11 protein-coding genes and 1 pseudogene are annotated in these 16645 nt (G+C 38.6%); 11 read left to right on the plus strand and 1 reads right to left on the minus strand.

The annotated features are described in order from the left end of the window. Nucleotides 1-311 precede the first annotated feature (311 nt). From AC13EX_RS24505 to AC13EX_RS24520, 4 genes are all read left to right on the plus strand, one after another. Nucleotides 312-2258 carry a pyrroloquinoline quinone-dependent dehydrogenase gene (locus AC13EX_RS24505; RefSeq protein WP_482894682.1) on the plus strand — a complete coding sequence of 649 codons (1947 nt, stop codon included), beginning with the start codon at nucleotides 312-314 and terminating at the stop codon, nucleotides 2256-2258. A 542-nt stretch (nucleotides 2259-2800) separates the two neighbouring features. Beyond that, nucleotides 2801-3049 (plus strand): type II toxin-antitoxin system Phd/YefM family antitoxin, encoded by a 249-nt coding sequence (locus tag AC13EX_RS24510; RefSeq protein ID WP_394332067.1) that lies wholly within the window; start codon nucleotides 2801-2803, stop codon nucleotides 3047-3049. A gap of 11 nt (nucleotides 3050-3060) precedes the next feature. Then, nucleotides 3061-3339, plus strand: coding sequence for a Txe/YoeB family addiction module toxin (locus AC13EX_RS24515; protein ID WP_482894683.1), 279 nt, complete (start codon nucleotides 3061-3063; stop codon nucleotides 3337-3339). 244 nt (nucleotides 3340-3583) lie between these two features. Next, entirely contained in the window at nucleotides 3584-4183 is a 600-nt protein-coding gene (locus tag AC13EX_RS24520) for a DUF6624 domain-containing protein (RefSeq protein ID WP_482894684.1), read from the plus strand. A gap of 343 nt (nucleotides 4184-4526) precedes the next feature. Here the strand turns inward: AC13EX_RS24520 and AC13EX_RS24525 are convergent. Further along, a pseudogene (locus AC13EX_RS24525) lies at nucleotides 4527-4915 on the minus strand (transposase); the annotation flags it as partial. Between the two features lie 264 nt (nucleotides 4916-5179). On the opposite strand from AC13EX_RS24525, the gene AC13EX_RS24530 reads away from it, so the two are divergent. The 7 genes from AC13EX_RS24530 to AC13EX_RS24560 all read left to right on the plus strand — a co-directional run bounded on the left by AC13EX_RS24530 (nucleotide 5180) and on the right by AC13EX_RS24560 (nucleotide 16644). Continuing rightward, on the plus strand, nucleotides 5180-5839 hold the full coding sequence (locus tag AC13EX_RS24530; protein WP_482894685.1) for a hypothetical protein: 660 nt from the start codon (nucleotides 5180-5182) through the stop codon (nucleotides 5837-5839). Between the two features lie 321 nt (nucleotides 5840-6160). Beyond that, entirely contained in the window at nucleotides 6161-6619 is a 459-nt protein-coding gene (locus tag AC13EX_RS24535) for a hypothetical protein (RefSeq protein ID WP_482894686.1), read from the plus strand. Nucleotides 6620-7273: 654 nt separating this feature from the next. Beyond that, nucleotides 7274-7882, plus strand: coding sequence for an RNA polymerase sigma factor (locus tag AC13EX_RS24540; RefSeq protein ID WP_482894687.1), 609 nt, complete (start codon nucleotides 7274-7276; stop codon nucleotides 7880-7882). Nucleotides 7883-8000: 118 nt separating this feature from the next. After that, nucleotides 8001-9002 carry a FecR family protein gene (locus AC13EX_RS24545; protein ID WP_482894753.1) on the plus strand — a complete coding sequence of 334 codons (1002 nt, stop codon included), beginning with the start codon at nucleotides 8001-8003 and terminating at the stop codon, nucleotides 9000-9002. A gap of 146 nt (nucleotides 9003-9148) precedes the next feature. Continuing rightward, nucleotides 9149-12538, plus strand: coding sequence for a SusC/RagA family TonB-linked outer membrane protein (locus AC13EX_RS24550; protein ID WP_482894688.1), 3390 nt, complete (start codon nucleotides 9149-9151; stop codon nucleotides 12536-12538). Nucleotides 12539-12550: 12 nt separating this feature from the next. Further along, nucleotides 12551-14032 (plus strand): RagB/SusD family nutrient uptake outer membrane protein, encoded by a 1482-nt coding sequence (locus AC13EX_RS24555; RefSeq protein WP_482894689.1) that lies wholly within the window; start codon nucleotides 12551-12553, stop codon nucleotides 14030-14032. A gap of 200 nt (nucleotides 14033-14232) precedes the next feature. After that, nucleotides 14233-16644, plus strand: a complete 2412-nt coding sequence (locus tag AC13EX_RS24560; RefSeq protein ID WP_482894690.1) for a sodium:solute symporter family transporter — start codon at nucleotides 14233-14235, stop codon at nucleotides 16642-16644. Nucleotide 16645 lies beyond the last annotated feature (1 nt).

Genomic DNA, 16645 nt, shown 5'->3' on the forward strand with positions numbered 1-16645 from the left:
AGCGATTTCAGCACGTAATAGAATGTCTATTGCATATATCGGGTTAAAGTTTTAGCTGAGTTGGGCCGGCTATTGAGCCATCCGTAATTTTTATGTATTTTGTTTATCATTATAAGCGTTTGTTGATGAGTAATATACCAATGGTAAACCTTTAGCTACCGGAGGTTTAGTTCAACAAAAACTATAAGTAAGCAGGGCGACAGTGAAAAACGAATCAATAAAACTAAGAACTAACTTTCGGATCGGCAGACAGGAAATTGCTTCTAAAGCCCACCTGCGCATAGTCAAACCGTCAGCAATAAATACAAATCATGAAAAAACTAAAACCGTTTTCAGTATTTTTACTTGTAGTTCTTTTTTCCTCATGTCAGCAAGAAGAACGAATTCGTAATTCAGAATTTCCTTGGTATGGTGCAAGTCTCGCAAATGATAAGTTCGTAAGTCTTGACCAGATTAATGGAGAGAATTTTAATAAGTTAGAAGTTGCGTGGAGATGGACTTCTGTAGATGAATCCATTATTGAACAGGATAGTACACTCTGGACTTGGACAAATGAGTCTACACCTATAATGATTGATGGAATTCTTTATACGAGTACTTCATTAAGTCAGGTTGCTGCCATTGATGCCAAAACTGGTCAAACGATTTGGTCATATAACCCAGAATCATATGTGGAAGGATCTCCACCAAATCATGGATTTGTTCACAGAGGTGTATCATTTTATGAAGATGGAGCTAATAGCAAAGTATTTATTGGTACTGGAGATGCTTATCTCATTGCAATTAATGCCAAATCCGGCGAGCTTGTAAGCGAATTTGGAAATAATGGAAAAATTGATCTTACCAAGGGATTGAGAAGACCGATTGACAGACTAGCCTATGGTGTTTCGAGCCCTCCGATTATTTGTCGCAATACTTTAATTATAGGATCATCAATTGTTGATTATCCACTTCATGAATCGATGCCGCCAGGTGATATTCGGGGATTTGATATAAATACCGGTGAACAAAAGTGGATATTTGAGTCCATTCCACAAGGTAATGATCCGGGTGTTGAGACATGGGAAAATGAATCCTGGAAGAATATCGGCAATACAAATGTTTGGACAATAATGAGTGCTGACGAAGAATTAGGATATGTATTTTTGCCTTTTGGAACTCCGAGTAATGATTACTATGGAGGCAATAGACATGGAGATAATTTGTATGCCGAAAGTTTAGTTGCACTTGATGCGGCAACAGGAAAAAAGATTTGGCATTTTCAAACAACCCATCATGGCATATGGGATTATGACCTACCAGCGGCCCCTATTCTTATGGATTTGCTGATTGATGGTAAAAACACGAAGGCTGTGGCACAGCTTACAAAACAAGGATTTTGTTTTGTTTTTAATAGGGAGACAGGAGTCCCCATTTGGCCAATCGAAGAAAGAGTTGTCCCTGCCTCGACCGTGCCAGGTGAAAAAACATCACCAACTCAACCATTCCCAACAAAGCCCAAACCTTTTGATCAACAAGGACTCTCAGAAGAAGATTTGATTGATTTTACTCCAGAATTAAGAAAAGCTGCCCTTGACTACGTCAACCAATATGTCTACGGACCGTTATTTACTCCACCTTCACTTAAAGGCACTTTACTATTTCCTGGAGTTGCAGGCGGTGCAAACTGGGCTGGTGGTGTTTTCAACCCAAATAATAACCATTTATATGTTCCTTCAGTTACGCTGCCATTTTTAGTAAAGCTGCAGAAAGCGGAGGGTGCTATGGAATTTAACAAGTACTACAAGCTACCTCCAACGGTTCCGTCTCTTGACGGCCTGCCGCTGACAAAACCACCATACGGACGAATAACTGCCATCGATATGAATAGCGGAGAGCATTCTTGGATGTCCCCCGTAGGCTCAGGGCCGATTAATGATTCTAGGCTAAAAGAATTAAACCTGCCTCAATTAGGTTGGCCATTCAGAATGCAGGTTCTTGGAACCCAAAATCTACTATTGATAGCCCAAGACGGTGGAGTGGCATCTCGGGCCTATGCATCGCGGGGCTATAACATCGCTATAAGTAGTACTGATATCGAACCATCACTTCGTGCTTTTAACTATGATAATGGCGAGCAAATAGCTGAAATTCCAATCCCCTCAAATGCAAGGGGGGCTATGATCTCATATCTGCTCGATGGAAAACAATACATTGTTATTCCGATTGGTGGGGCCTCAAAACCGGCAGAGTTAATTGCTTTAGCACTACCAGACTGAATATAAAAACAAGCTGAGAATAATTAAGCATTCTGACGGCTGGAACAGCCTAGTTTGAATGCAGTGTGTGTGCCCAGCATGGGTATCTGGTATCGAAGATACCAAATTATTCCAGAGGGTGAAAACCTGTGCAGAAGCAAGTCGGTAGCCTGTGCCGGGTTTTATCGGTATCCCTTATGTGGGAGAATTAATGTCCCGAAGCATTAGCTTTACTGCTTATTATTATCTTTATAGGTAATTAAATAGGGTAGGCTATCAGGCTTTACTCTACGGCTTAATGCAATTAATTCGCGAGAACCCAAAGTGGAAGTAGACTCGTGATGTGCTACTTGGCCTGGAATTTTGACGCAGATGCGTGACGAATTATGTGGCTGAATGGTTGGTGAGGCCAGCACACGGCTTTCAGAAATATAAGCCTTTGCCAGCCTTAACTTGGTGAATCCCATCAGCGATGGAAGTGCATTGTGTCTGCGCATCTTGAATTTAATCTTGCGTTTATGTACGATATTATGTACATTTATCCGTACATAGTAGAAAAAGCCATGAAAGCACTTACAATTACATCCCTCCGTCAGCGTATGAAGGAGCACTTTGACTCGGTGAGCAAATCACTAGAGGTCATTATCGTACCGCGCAAAAGAGAAGAGGATGCTGTGGTCATCATGTCAATCAGAGAGTATAATTCCTTGATGGAGACAGGCCACTTGCTATCGACTGAATCGAATCGAAACCGATTGCGTGAGTCCATCGCTCAAATGAAAGGTGGAGATACTGTTTCGTTTGACGATTGAATTGGAGCTAAATGAATATCCAATTCACAAGTCACGCTTGGGAGGAATTCAACTATTGGTTGGAGACCGATCCAGATACAATCAAGAAGATAAAGGAGCTCATTAAATCAATCCGACAAACTCCCTTTAAGGGAATCGGAAAACCGGAACCGCTGAAATACGATCTAAAAGGATTTTGGTCGAGAAAAATCTCAGGGGAGCACCGATTGGTGTACAAGATCACTGGTAAAAAAGGTGTTGACCAAGTATGCACAATTGTCCAATGTCGATTTCACTATGACGACAAATAGAAGTTGATTGGAATATTGAACTTTGATAAACCACACCGAATAAAAAAAGCCTAACATTCTGTATATCCCATGGCCACACAAATCCAGCGCGCAGCCGAGCGGAGCTCGGCCCGCCATGCCACTGGCCATACAGGTGGTACGGTATCTAGCTATTTGAATAAGCGTAACTAGTCCTTATATTGGCTTCTTCAAACAGTAGATACCCTATTGTTATGGGCAAGTTGACCACAACACAATTAGCAGAATGAATTTCCACGAAATTGCAGAAAAAATAATCGAACTGAAAAATACTGATTTGGAATTTCGTGAAAAGCTAATTGAAAGTGGAAAACTCGGTGAAGGCTACAATAAAGAAATGGCTGAAATTCACAACAAAAATACCATAACTCTAAATGAAATAATAAACAAAATAGGTTATCCAACGCTTGACAAAGTTGGCAAAGAAGCAAATGAAGCAACTTGGTTAATAATACAACATTCTATCGGACAACCTAACTTTATGAAAAAATGTGTGAAATTATTAGAAATTGCTGTTTATCAAAATAAAGCCAATTCAAAAAATTTAGCGTACTTGACCGACCGAATAGCAGTTTTTGAGAATAAACCACAACTTTATGGAACTCAATTTGATTGGGATGAAAGCGGAGAATTGAGCCCTAATATTTTTGATGACTTGAAAAAAGTGAATCAAAGGAGAAAATCTATTGGACTTAATTCAATTGAAGAACAAACTAAAATTATAAGAAAACAAGCTAAAAATAATAAACAAACGCCACCGACAGACTTTGAAAAAAGAAAACAGGAAATTGAGGAATGGAAAAAAACTGTTGGTTGGAAAAAATAAAACCAGCCCATAATAACTAAGCATTCTGATGGCTGGAACCGCCGAGTCTGAAGACAGTGTGTGTGCCCTGAGAAAGTTTCAGGGTAAACTGCAATGTCCCTTCGACACCCTTCGGCAGGCTCAGGGACCGTGCTCAGGGGCCAGTTCAGGGTGTTGAGAATTCGGGTTACTATGGGGAATGATTTTCTCCATTTGTTTTTAAGAGCTTGAAGAATAAAAAAAGTAGGTGGTTATAGGTTGTTCCTTTACGTTGTTTTATTTTTTTAGAGAGACTAAGGCCACTTTCCTGATAGTTTTGGAGTGAATTTTAGGCTGTTATTACCATTTGGACATACCTGTCCCTTTAAGCTAATTGATGCTTATTATTTTTTTTCTTGATTTTGTTAAACCAGTTGCCTGGAGGCCATCTTTGGTCGAAGCACTCCACTGTATGCAGTTCCCCGGTTTTGCAACAAGGACACTTTCTGAGTAGGGAGTCTGGTTTTTCCCCAACTTCTATCACCACCTGACCGATCTGCCTGTCGATACTGACCTTATGTGTTGCCTTAAAAGCACTGGCCAGGATGCCATAATGTCTGATCCGGGTAAAACCCTTGGGTAAGATTCCGATTCTCGGGACAAATTATGTAGCGTGAACCTTCTTAGGAATTCCGGGGCCTTTAATGTGCAAATTTCTCTTTTGCCCTGTTTCCGGTAGTTCTTTACCGTAAATTGAACCTTACTGTTTTGAAATGTACTGGAGGAACCAAGGTCAAGGGTAAAATTAAAATGAGGCGGTTCCGAGTAAATAGAAAAATCAGTATCTTTAAGAAGCTACGAGTAGGATGGAAGAGTACGTTTTCAAATGCCCACCTTCCCTAAAATAAATCCCGTTGGGGGTAACTGTCGTACAGACCATAAAGAGAACGTTAAATTGAAAGGTTTGGATTTGTAAAAGCAAATAGAAAGACATGACAAGCACTTGACAGGAATAGGTGTCAAAAGACAAAAAGATCAATGAAAAGAGTATTTCAATTATTGTTGTTCGTAACCATAGGGTTTATATTATTAGTCTCATGTGAAAAGGATGAACCTCTACCAAAAATGAGATTATGCGATGATAAAGAAAATTTCTATTACTCGGGAGAGGAGAAAATTTATCTTGGAAAACAATCATTGTCTGAAATTTATATTGTGTTTGAGCAAGAAAATGTATCAAAAGAGTTTGCAGAATCTATATTAAGTAAATATTCCTTCATAACTAATAGCGCTATAACAGGGTACATCAATTACGATCAAGTTTGGCTTAGAATCAATGAAACCTTGACCGACTGTACGCAAGTCAATAATTATTTAAAAGAATTAAATAAAGACGATGAAATTTATTCAGCTACACCTATATTTTATACCAATGAGAATGACCCAAATTCTTATGTTGTTTTATTAAGTGAAGTTCTAACAAAGATTGATGAGGATATTATTTCTGAATCTGACTTTATAGATTATGCAGAATCAAAGAATTTAGAATTAATTAGTTCGAGGTATTCTATTCAATATTTTAAAAATAAAAAAGTTGAAACAGGTTTTGAGTCTTTAGAAATCTCTCAACAGATTTATGAAAGTGGAAAAGCAGCGTATTCTCACCCGAATTTTATAGTAAAGATTGAACTGCATTAAGGGGCTTCGTTAACAAATCTCAACACGAGGGTAAATTTGTCTTCCCAGATAGAGAAGAAATATTTCGAGAAAAGTTTATTCACGGTGGACAATTTTTGGTTAGGTATCAATCAATGCGAGCAGCTATCAATATTGTGTTTATGCGATCTGCGATTGAGGCGTTAATTTGAAGTCTAGTTTCTATATTTCGTTTCGGCAGGTGGGACCAGTCGCAGCTTTGAAATCCGCAGCTATCATAAAAATGGAGGTTGCAGGTAAGTTTAAGAAAACCTACATTATAACTAATTGTATTACCGAAAAAGACAGATAAAGGATTGAGCCATGAAAAAACTACTTTTCCTAATAGCATTAATTATTTCGATTTCCCATCTTAAAGCTCAAGACACTTTGAACTACGAATTAGTAGATGCTTTTAGGATAGACAAGAAATTCTCACCTGAAATTTTAAATTATTTAATAAAAAAGGGGGAATTAACAAAATCTGAGGTTGATGAGCAAATGTTGAATATATTTCAAAGCGTTTATGTAATTGATATTTTTTATCCAGAAAACCTTAATCAAAACGGAATCTATAGATTTGGTAGAATTACAAGCCATGGAGATGTTTCTCTCCTGATTAAATCTGAAGACCAAATAGAAATAATTAATAATTTAAACTATGAGGAAATTCAAAATAAGGTTGGAAATTTTCTCCAACAAGAATCCAACGAATTTGATGATCCTACAATAAAAAATTATCAAGAAGCATTGAATAATTGTTTTGTAAATAGAAGTTATTAAAAAAACACCGAGATATAATAGTACCACAGAAACAGCGAGCGGTTTCGAGTAAATATGAAAATCAGAATTTTTAAGAGGATATTTAAGGTGAAAACCTCCTAATACCCACTGTCTCGAGACTGAATCCCTTTAGCATGCCACCAAACTTTTTTAAAGGAGTTGGCGGAATTTGTTCCCTTGATGAAAGCCCAGGATTCAAAGGGTCTATTGTTGCCCCTTCTTTTCTGCAAAAATAGCTCTAATAGAAGCTGGCCATTTGTCTCTTACTGATATAATCCCTTGCCATTGGATCCGGATCATTGAAGTTGTTGAATGGACGATAACCGTACCTCTCATTACTATTGCGGAATAAAAGTTACCGGGAGATGGGCAATAGCTTCCCAATATTTCTACTGCAAATGGGGGTGGTTTTAGTAAGACAATTGCTAAAAAGGGAGTATTTATATATTCGGCAGATTTGCCCAGTGGAATATACAATTTGATGTTGGACGGTAAAATATTGGAGAGGACTATTTGGAATTTCAATCTATGATTGAAGGTAATTGGTAATTATTGCAAAAGGAAATTATGCCAATCCATATTTAATAACTATAATTAGGAAGCCTGAGTTGTAAAAATCCCTTTTTGAGGGATTGATCACCAATTATTTCAAAAATGCCTAATTATAAACTTGATCCCTTTTCAAGTGAAATTTCTGAAATCAAAAATACAGACGCTACAAAAATTGTAGCGCAGGGGATGTTATGGGATGAATTCAGAAAAGGTGGTGATGCTGCCTTTATTCAGATATATGAGCAATTTTTTGATAGTCTATTTGCGTATGGCATGCGTTTATCTAAGGATGAATCCCAAACCAAGGACGGGATTCAGGAAGTCTTCTTTGATCTCAAGCGCCTGCGTCACAAAATAGGCCCTACTGACAATATTAAGTTTTATTTACTCAAATGCCTTAAACGAAAACTTCAGCGTCAATTTTCCAAATGGGAACACAGAAGGGAAAGCCTTGACATAGGCCAGGATTTTGGTTTCACTATTTCCCATGAACAACAGTTGATTGATCAACAAATGGGTTTGGAGAAGATTGAGGAGTTGAATAGTGCTATTGCCAAGCTTAGTCCCAGAAAAAAAGAAATCATATATTATTTTTTTTACGAAGGTTTCAGCTATGTCCAAGTTCAAGAAATAATGGGGTTGGACAGCGTGAAAACTACTCGGAATCTAATGTACAAGGCATTGGGCTTTTTACGAGAGAAACTTAAATAGGGAAGTTTATTAAGTTAGCCGTTTCTTCTTAAGATTAAGATATTTCAAAAAAAAGTAAAATTTTTAGGTGTTCTTTTGGAGGTGCTCTGTATTTACATATAAAGCCAGTATAATTTTGATGAAGACCAAAGAGGATTTTTTAATTGACCCAGAGTTTATTGCCTGGGTAAGACAGCCAAATGATCATTTGAATGATTATTGGTCTAAATGGATGGATGCCAATTCTGGAAATTTAAAAGAACTAAAGCTGGCCCGAGAGATTTTATTGCGCACCCACTATCAGGAATACAAGGCCCCAGAGGGAATGAAAGATGCGATTAGACAAAAGCTTTTAACCATAAAACCTGCGGACCATCTAAGAGAAAAGAAAAACTACCGATGGATTTTAAATCTAGCAGCGGTATTCTTGGTAGGACTTGCCTTGGCATGGATCTCTGGCGTTTTTAACAAAGACATAGTAGAAAGTCCTGTCGAAAATGTGGCAATGCATCACAAGCAAACTGCTTCAGGGGAGAAATTACAGCTAACCCTGGCAGATGGCTCAAGGGTTTGGTTGAACAGCAACAGTGAATTCTCTTTTCCAGATAAATTTGGTGCTAAAGAGAGAAGGGTGATTTTAAAGGGAGAGGCATTTATAGAAGTGGAAAAGGATAGCCTGAGACCGTTTAGGGTTGTTGCTCAGGGTTTGGTGACCACAGCTTTGGGTACTTCCTTCAATATTAAGGAAAAGGGTGATGTTGGAATAAAGATTTCATTAGTAACAGGTAAGGTTAAGGTGGAGAGTGTTTCCACAAGTGCAGATTTTATACTTAATCCTGGAGAAGAATTATACAGAGACCATATTTCAGAATTGCCCAACATCCGAAAATTTGATACCCAAACCGTATCCTCATGGAAAGATGGCGTCTTATTGTTTGAAAAATCGAGCCTTGCTGAGGTTGTGGAGATACTGGAAAATTGGTATGGGGTAAAGGTTAACATCCAAAATCCCACAAAAGCAACCTGGGAATTTTCGAGTGAATACCGTAATCAAAGCCTGGAGAATGTTTTGAAGAGCATGGCATATGTACAAAATTTTGAATTTGAGCTAAAAGGAAAAAATGTCACAATTAAATTTTAACAAAAGAATGCCCAAAATACCACCTTAATAAAACCGGTTGGATACATCCAACCGGCTGTGAGAGGTCTAATGATGAAGAACATTGGGGAATGGATCCATCAATAGACCGTGCATATTGAAATTAATTCCAATAAACATTCAAAAATATGAAAAAAAAATTACTTCAGACAATTATGATGTTGTCCAAAGGCTTCTTGTACGGCTTAGTTTTCCAAATGTTGGTGGTTAATTTTACCAGTGTTATACAAGCAAAAGGCCAGTATAAAAGCATAGAAGAAGTTACCATTCGGCTATCGGCCCCTTCATTAAGTATAGGGCAATTTTTTAAAGAAGTAGAAAGAAAAACTCCTTTTAAGTTTGCATTTGATAATCAAAGGCTTGACAGATCTCAGATTATACTTTTCGATCAACAGAAAGGAACTGTGGAAGAAAGCCTGATCGTTGCAGGCAAACAGCTAAAACTGAGTTTCCGTCAGATAAACAATACGATTGATGTGATCAAACGTATTGATCCCGAATCCATTAGTCCTATAATAGCAGAAAGAAAACCTATTACAGGTACGGTGAAGGATGAAAATGGAGAGGCAATACCTGGTGCTACCGTTCTGATAGTTGGTACCAATACAGGTACAGCTACTGACATAGACGGGAACTTTAGCTTAGATGTGGAAGAGGGTGCAGAGATATTGATTTCTTTTATCGGTTTTGAGCCTCAAAAGATAGTAATAGGAAACCAAAGCAAGCTTACCATAACAATGTCAGAGGATCAATCCTCTTTGGATGAAGTGGTGGTCGTGGGTTACGGAACCCAGAAAAGCAGGGATCTGACTACGGCTGTAGCCAAACTTTCCGGAGAAAAACTTGAAGACAGAACAGGAACGATTACCCGGGTTGACCAGGCATTAATAGGTGCATTGGCCGGAGTTAGGGTTCAGGAAGTTTCAGGTCAACCGGGTAGGCCTTTAAGCATCAAAGTCAGAGGTACAGGATCGATTACTGCAGGATCTGAACCATTGTATGTTGTGGATGGTGTGCCTATTTCAGGTGATCTGGACAATATTGCTGTCGGCAATATAGAAAGTATAGAAGTATTGAAAGATGCTGCTGCATCTGCTATATACGGGTCAAGAGGAGCCAATGGAGTAGTGATCATCACTACAAAGAGAGGGACATCTGGAGCTCCTGTTGTTTCAGTCAAAACAAGGTATGGTTTCCAACAGGTTGCAAAGACTTATGATGTATTAAACAGGGATGAGTGGATAGATTTTGCTGTAGAGGAAAGGAACAACACTTATTTATTGAATGGTGGGGACCCTAATGTTCCCTATGATGACAGACCAGGAGGAAGCAGAATAAATCCGGAATGGATTTCAAACCCTGGAAGTTTCCCGGATACAGATTGGCAAGCCTTAATTTCAAGAACAGCACCAATTCATAATTCTCAATTGTCAATTTCGGGAGGTACGGATAATACAACCTATAATGTCTATGCAGACGTCTTCCAGCAAGAGGGAGTTATAAAGCATACAGATTACAACAGGTATTCATTTAAAATAAATGTAGAAACCAAAATTCATGAGAGAGTTAAAGTTGGTTTAAATATAAGTCCAAGTTTTTCCATCCAAAATGAAGCGGATGCAGAAGATGTGGGTGGGCCTATAGCAAGAGCCAAATTTTTAGCACCAATAGTTGAACCTCATTTGGGAACCGTAAATACTGGTGGAGAACCCTATACAAGGACCGATATTCTGGTTAATCCATTGGCTTGGTTGGAAGAAACAGATGATAAAACCAAAAGATTCCGAACTATAGGAAGCTTTTATGCCGAGGTGGAAATCATGAAAAACCTAAGCTTAAGAAACGCTACCTCTGCGGATTACGCAAGTGGTAACAATAGCTTTTACAAGACCAATAATGTCAATAGAGACAATGGTAGCTTCGCCCAAGCTGCTACTTCATTAAATACCAATTTACTGAATGAAACATTATTGAGTTATTCCATTGGAAATGACAACCATGATTTTACTGCAATAGCCGGGTTTTCCGCTCAGAAGTTCCGTAATGAAAATACTTTTAGTGAAGTAAGGGGATTTCCGGATGACTTGGTCAAAACGCTAAATGCGGGTACAGAACTTATTGCCGCCCAGTCCACAGCCAGTGAACACAGCCTTTTGTCCTATTTTTCTCGTGCTACTTACAGCTTAAATGACCGCTATTTGGTTACAGCAAGTATCCGAAGAGATGGGTCTTCCAGGTTTGGAGGCAATAACAAATGGGGTTGGTTTCCATCTGTGTCTATGGGATGGAGAGTATCGGAAGAAAATTTCATGCAAAATGCCAACGCACTGAATAACTTGAAATTAAGGGCCAGTTATGGAGCTACAGGAAATTACAATATTCCTAACTATGGATACATAGGGTCTCTTTCGCAAACAAATTATGTCTTGGGTGATGGAACGGGTAGCCTTGTAGGAGGTTTGAGCCCCTCATCGTTTAGTAATCCTGAGCTAAGCTGGGAAAAAAATAACACTTTAAATTTTGGTGTTGACATTGGCTTTCTAGAAAACAGATTCACCTTAGGTGTGGATGTCTATAGAAGCGTAACCCGTGATTTACTCTTAAATGTACCAATTCCAGTTATTTCAGGATTTAGCAGCACCTTACAAAATATAGGGAAGGTAGAAAACAAAGGGTTAGAGTTTGAACTGGGAGCCAGGGTTATCAATACCAGTGATTTTTCATGGAGAATAGATGGGAATTTATCCTTCAATAGGAATAAGGTCTTGGAATTAGGTCCAGAAGGAGCACCCATTCCCGGATTTGCCCGAGGGACTTCTGTAACGATCACTCAAATAGGATCTCCAATTGGAAGTTACTTCCTAATTCCTGTTGCTGGAGTTTTCATGACTGAAGAAGAATTGAATTCTAGTCCTAAATCGAAAACCCAAAATGTGGGTGACTTGAAATATGTAGACACCAACGAGGATGGTATAATTACCGATGATGACAAACAAATAGTTGGGAAAAACCAACCTGATTTTACCTGGGGTTTGACCCAAACCATACAATATAAAAACTTCGATTTAAGTGTAATGGCATATGGAGAATCAGGAAACCATTTGCTTAATGAAAGTCAAGGTGGAGCAGGACGTTCCCATGTAGGAAATGTACTAGGGTATTGGAGAGACAGGTATGTTTCTGCTGAAAACCCGGGAGATGGTAAAACGCCTAGGGCCGCAGTTACATCAAACTTGACTACTCCTTCAACGTTTTGGTTATTTGATGGCAGTTTCTGGAGAATTAGAAATGTTTCATTAGGTTATAATGCGCCGGATGTTTTCTTAGGGAATTTTAGAGGTGCAATCTCAGGATTAAGGGTTTATTTAAGTGCTGAAAATGTATTCACCAAAGACAACTATTTTGGTAACCCGCAAACGGGGGTAAGGAACAACAGCCTGTTGGTTCCTGGTATTGATGCTACTAATACTTATCCATTGGCCAAATCGCTTGTTTTGGGTTTAAACATTACATTTTAAAAGTTAAGAAATATGAAATTTATATATAAATATGCATTCATTTCCCTGGCATTTCTTTTCTCATGTTCAGAAGATTTTCTCAACCTGGCGCCTATTTCTAATAGAAGTGTGGAAGGGTTTTATAATAGTGAAGAGGAATTAAACCAAGCTTTGATGGGCGTTTACGATGGACTTCAATCCACCCAAACAAGTGTCTTTGCCATGTTGATGAAAGAGCAACGCTCAGACAACACCTTTCAGCAATCGCTCTTGTATAATTTTCACTCAATTATTCATTTTAACGAATCACCTGAGAACACACAGCTTTACCCTGCTTGGTCAGAATTATTTGAGGCAATATACCGCTGTAATATTTTTCTTGAAAAGATTGATGGGGTGGGTTTTGAGAATGAGCAGGTAAAGGCACAAATGAAGGCAGAAGCCAAAGTGATAAGGGCGCTGTTTTATTTTGATTTGGTAAGGTATTTTGGAGGAGTTCCTATTGTTACCAAGCCATTGTCTATTACAGAATCACTTCAATATGAGCGGAATTCTGTTGAGGAAGTTTATGCAACCATCATTACGGACTTAGAAGAGGCGGCCGCCGCTTTACCTCAGACTTACTCATCACAGGATGTAGGAAGGATTACCTCTTTGGCTGCAAAAGCCCTTTTGGGTAAAGTGTATTTAACCAAGAGTGGTTATCCTTTGAATTCGGGTGAATGGGAGAAAGCAAAAGGTTTACTTGAGGAGGTTATTAACTCAGGTGAATTTGAATTTTTCCCTGTGTATTCAGATGTGTTCAATATTTCCAATGATAATGGCAAACAGTACGTTTTTTGGGTTCAATTTAATTCAGATGCTCAAGGGGAAGGTAATCCTATTCCTAGAATTCAAGCGGCCAATAATATTGACCGAAACGACCCTGTTTTAGGCGTATCCTCAGGAGGATCTCCGCTAAGCCCAATTGTCTCTCAGGATTTCATTAATAGTTTTGAAGAGGGTGATGTAAGGCTTGCCCACACCGTTCAAATGCAGTGGCTTCAAAACGATGGGGTGATGTTTTATACTCCCTTTTCTAAAAAGTTTGTTTCAGGGAATTCCGGTCCGCAGAATAACTGGGATATAAATTGGCCTGTCATTCGGTACACAGATGTACTCATGATGTATGCAGAAGTACTAAATGAGATTGCTTATACTCCAAATGGAAAAGCTTTTGAAATTTTAAATCAAGTACGAGAAAGAGCCGGTTTGGATCCTAAAGCCAGCAATGATGTACCCGATCAAGGGTCATTTAGAAACTGGGTACTGAATGAGAGAAGATTTGAATTTGCCTTTGAACATCAGAGATGGCACGATTTGGTTAGAACGGATCAGGGTTTATCCGTAATGAAGAATTTTTTGAAGGAATATGGACTTGATGGGAATGTAACCAAGGAGAAATACCTTTACCCAATTCCTTCAAGAGTAATTCAAACCAGTCCAATCATTACCCAAAATCCTGGTTTTCAATAAAACAGAAGGATTCTTGATGCCTGTTCCGATTTTTATTGAGAGGGGTTGAAAGGATGATTCATCAGGCCATTTGGAGGTTTCAAATTAGCAGGGCTAAATTGTAATCTCCAGATGGCATTGAATATTTTGTGTTAAGTGATTTCACCACCTAGTTTATTACAGGTTAATCCCAACTACAATTGCCGCATAAAATAAAAAACATGAGAAACTTACTTTACGGATTTATTTTTTTTGTTTCACCTCTTATTTCATGTAGTGACCAGACAAATTCCCAAGGGGAGCTTTCTTCAGAATTAAGAGAACATGCCATCGAACAACTCCATTCGGTTTTGTACAGTGATTTGAAGTGGGAAAAAATTCATGCAGCAGAGTACTTATTGGCACTTGACTATCAGACAGGCGTAGATAGTGTTTTTAAAAAAGAAGAATTAAAATTTGGCAATGAACCCTATTATAGAATTGGAATATGGAGGGTGTTGGCCCAATCTGGAGGGAATGATGATTTTAAAAAGGTTTGGATAGATAAAATTAGGGCAGTCTATCAGGACAGCCTTTCACAAGATAGGATTCATGCGGTGGAAGCACTGGCGAAGCTCGAAATATCTCCCAATATTGAAATACAGACAAATGATGAAATTTTACATGTATTTAGCACATGGGCTCATGCCTATTCATCCGAATCCAGAAAAAAGCAAAGCATAGCGGATTTGATGGAAATTTTAAAAGGGAAGGAACATTCTGAGAGGGCTAGAAAGTTGGCTGCTTATGCATTAAGAAAGATAAAAGGGATCAGTACCTCAGATTGGGATCAATTAACTGATTTGGCATTAAGTCAACCTGAAATTTCTGATTTTCAGGTTTATTTGACTTCTCTAAGTTGGATTACAGCTCCGAAGGATTCTTTATCAGTTCCTAGGATGGAAAAGCTAAAGAATCTTTTGTCAAATGGGGGCAAGGACAATCTAATTTATCAAAGAGAATATGCCTATACCTTGGGCGAGAAAGGGAGTAATCTTGATCTGGATTTACTTGAGAAAATGGCCAATTTAAACCCTGACAAAGATAACCCCTCCTATAATCAACTTATTGATTTAAAAGTTACGGCTGCCTATGCCTTGCTGAGGATTGAACGAAGGGTGGAGGCTACACTTTCATGGATTGACTGGCTCGTCATTTCCTTGTATGGGGCCTTGATGTTGGGCATAGGATATTTCTACTCAAAGGTCAATAAGACCAAGGAGGACTATTTATTGGGAGGAAGGAAGATGAATTCCGTGTCTATTGGCATATCACTCTTTGCCACTTTACTTAGTACGGTGAGTTATTTGTCCTACCCGGGAGAAATGATCAAATATGGGCCGGTAATTTTCGCCGGAATGTTAGGCTTTCCAATCGTTTATTTTGTTGCGGGCTGGTGGTTGATCCCTAGAATAATGGCAATGAAAGTGACGAGTGCCTATGAAATATTGGAATTGAAACTGGGTTTAAGCATCAGGATGTTGGCCATCTTTATGTTCCTTTCCTTACGGTTCCTTTGGATGGCTACTATTATTTATGTCACCATTGATGTCACTTTTCTTACGGTAGTTCCTATAGACCCAAGCTATGTCCCTTTGGTCAGCATTTTATTAATGGTTATAACCATTGTTTATACTTCAATGGGTGGCTTAAAAGCAGTTGTGGTAACCGATGTAGTTCAAACGGTAGTGTTTTTGGGAGGAGCTTTTCTGAGTATTTTGATTGTAAGTATACATTTTGGATCGGTAAGTTCATGGATACCTACGGAATGGCCGGCCTACTGGAAGCCCATTCAATTTGGTTTTGATACTCAGGAAAGGACCACCATAGGGAATGCAGTTGTGATGTTATTTGCCTGGTATATCTGTACCACAGGCTCCGACCAAATGGCCATTCAAAGGTACTTGTCCACCAGAGACATTAAGGCAGCCAGAAAATCTTTAAAAGTTTCCTTGTACACCAATTTATTGGCTAAATGTCTTCTAGGTCTTTTGGGGCTTGCAATGTTTGCCTTTTTCTCTAAGAACCAACATTTTTTAGCCGATGGCCAATCCTTTAGTGAACAGTCAGACACCTTGTTTCCAAGGTTTATATTGTTAGGATTACCGGTAGGGATATCAGGCTTGGTGATTGCAGGTCTGCTTGCTGCAGCCATGTCAAGCCTTTCTTCAGGCTTAAACTCCGTCTCAACGGTGATTTCTGAAGATATTTTCAATCGATTTTTTAAAAGAAAAAAAGAAGTTTCCTTTAAAGGCTCATTGCAACAGATTAAAATCCTTTCCTACTTAACTGGATTAATTGTAATTGGATTGAGCTTTTTTGTAGGAAGTGTACAAGGGAACTTGTTTGATATTGTGATTAAGGTGACCCACCTTTTTGTGGCACCTTTGTTTGTATTGTTTTTTATGGCGCTGTTTGTTCCTTTTGCCACTGAAAGAGGGACATTTCTGGGGGGCATAGTGGCCATTATTGTTGCTGTAGCAATTTCATTTTATGGTGTGTTGGGAATTACGGTGCTCTGGGTTTTACCCTTCTCCTTTTTTGCAGGAGCTATTGTCGCCTGTACTATTAGTTTGATTAATAAAAAAGAATAAA

The sequence above is a fragment of the Cyclobacterium sp. L-R genome, assembly GCF_056859355.1.

What these genes read in the sequence shown, in the direction of transcription:
- AC13EX_RS24505 (WP_482894682.1), top strand. Translation starts at nt 312, where the DNA reads ATGAAAAAACTAAAACCGTTTTCAGTATTTTTACTTGTAGTTCTTTTT.
- AC13EX_RS24510 (WP_394332067.1), top strand. Translation starts at nt 2,801, where the DNA reads ATGAAAGCACTTACAATTACATCCCTCCGTCAGCGTATGAAGGAGCAC.
- AC13EX_RS24515 (WP_482894683.1), top strand. Translation starts at nt 3,061, where the DNA reads ATGAATATCCAATTCACAAGTCACGCTTGGGAGGAATTCAACTATTGG.
- AC13EX_RS24520 (WP_482894684.1), top strand. Translation starts at nt 3,584, where the DNA reads ATGAATTTCCACGAAATTGCAGAAAAAATAATCGAACTGAAAAATACT.
- AC13EX_RS24530 (WP_482894685.1), top strand. Translation starts at nt 5,180, where the DNA reads ATGAAAAGAGTATTTCAATTATTGTTGTTCGTAACCATAGGGTTTATA.
- AC13EX_RS24535 (WP_482894686.1), top strand. Translation starts at nt 6,161, where the DNA reads ATGAAAAAACTACTTTTCCTAATAGCATTAATTATTTCGATTTCCCAT.
- AC13EX_RS24540 (WP_482894687.1), top strand. Translation starts at nt 7,274, where the DNA reads ATGCCTAATTATAAACTTGATCCCTTTTCAAGTGAAATTTCTGAAATC.
- AC13EX_RS24545 (WP_482894753.1), top strand. Translation starts at nt 8,001, where the DNA reads ATGAAGACCAAAGAGGATTTTTTAATTGACCCAGAGTTTATTGCCTGG.
- AC13EX_RS24550 (WP_482894688.1), top strand. Translation starts at nt 9,149, where the DNA reads ATGAAAAAAAAATTACTTCAGACAATTATGATGTTGTCCAAAGGCTTC.
- AC13EX_RS24555 (WP_482894689.1), top strand. Translation starts at nt 12,551, where the DNA reads ATGAAATTTATATATAAATATGCATTCATTTCCCTGGCATTTCTTTTC.
- AC13EX_RS24560 (WP_482894690.1), top strand. Translation starts at nt 14,233, where the DNA reads ATGAGAAACTTACTTTACGGATTTATTTTTTTTGTTTCACCTCTTATT.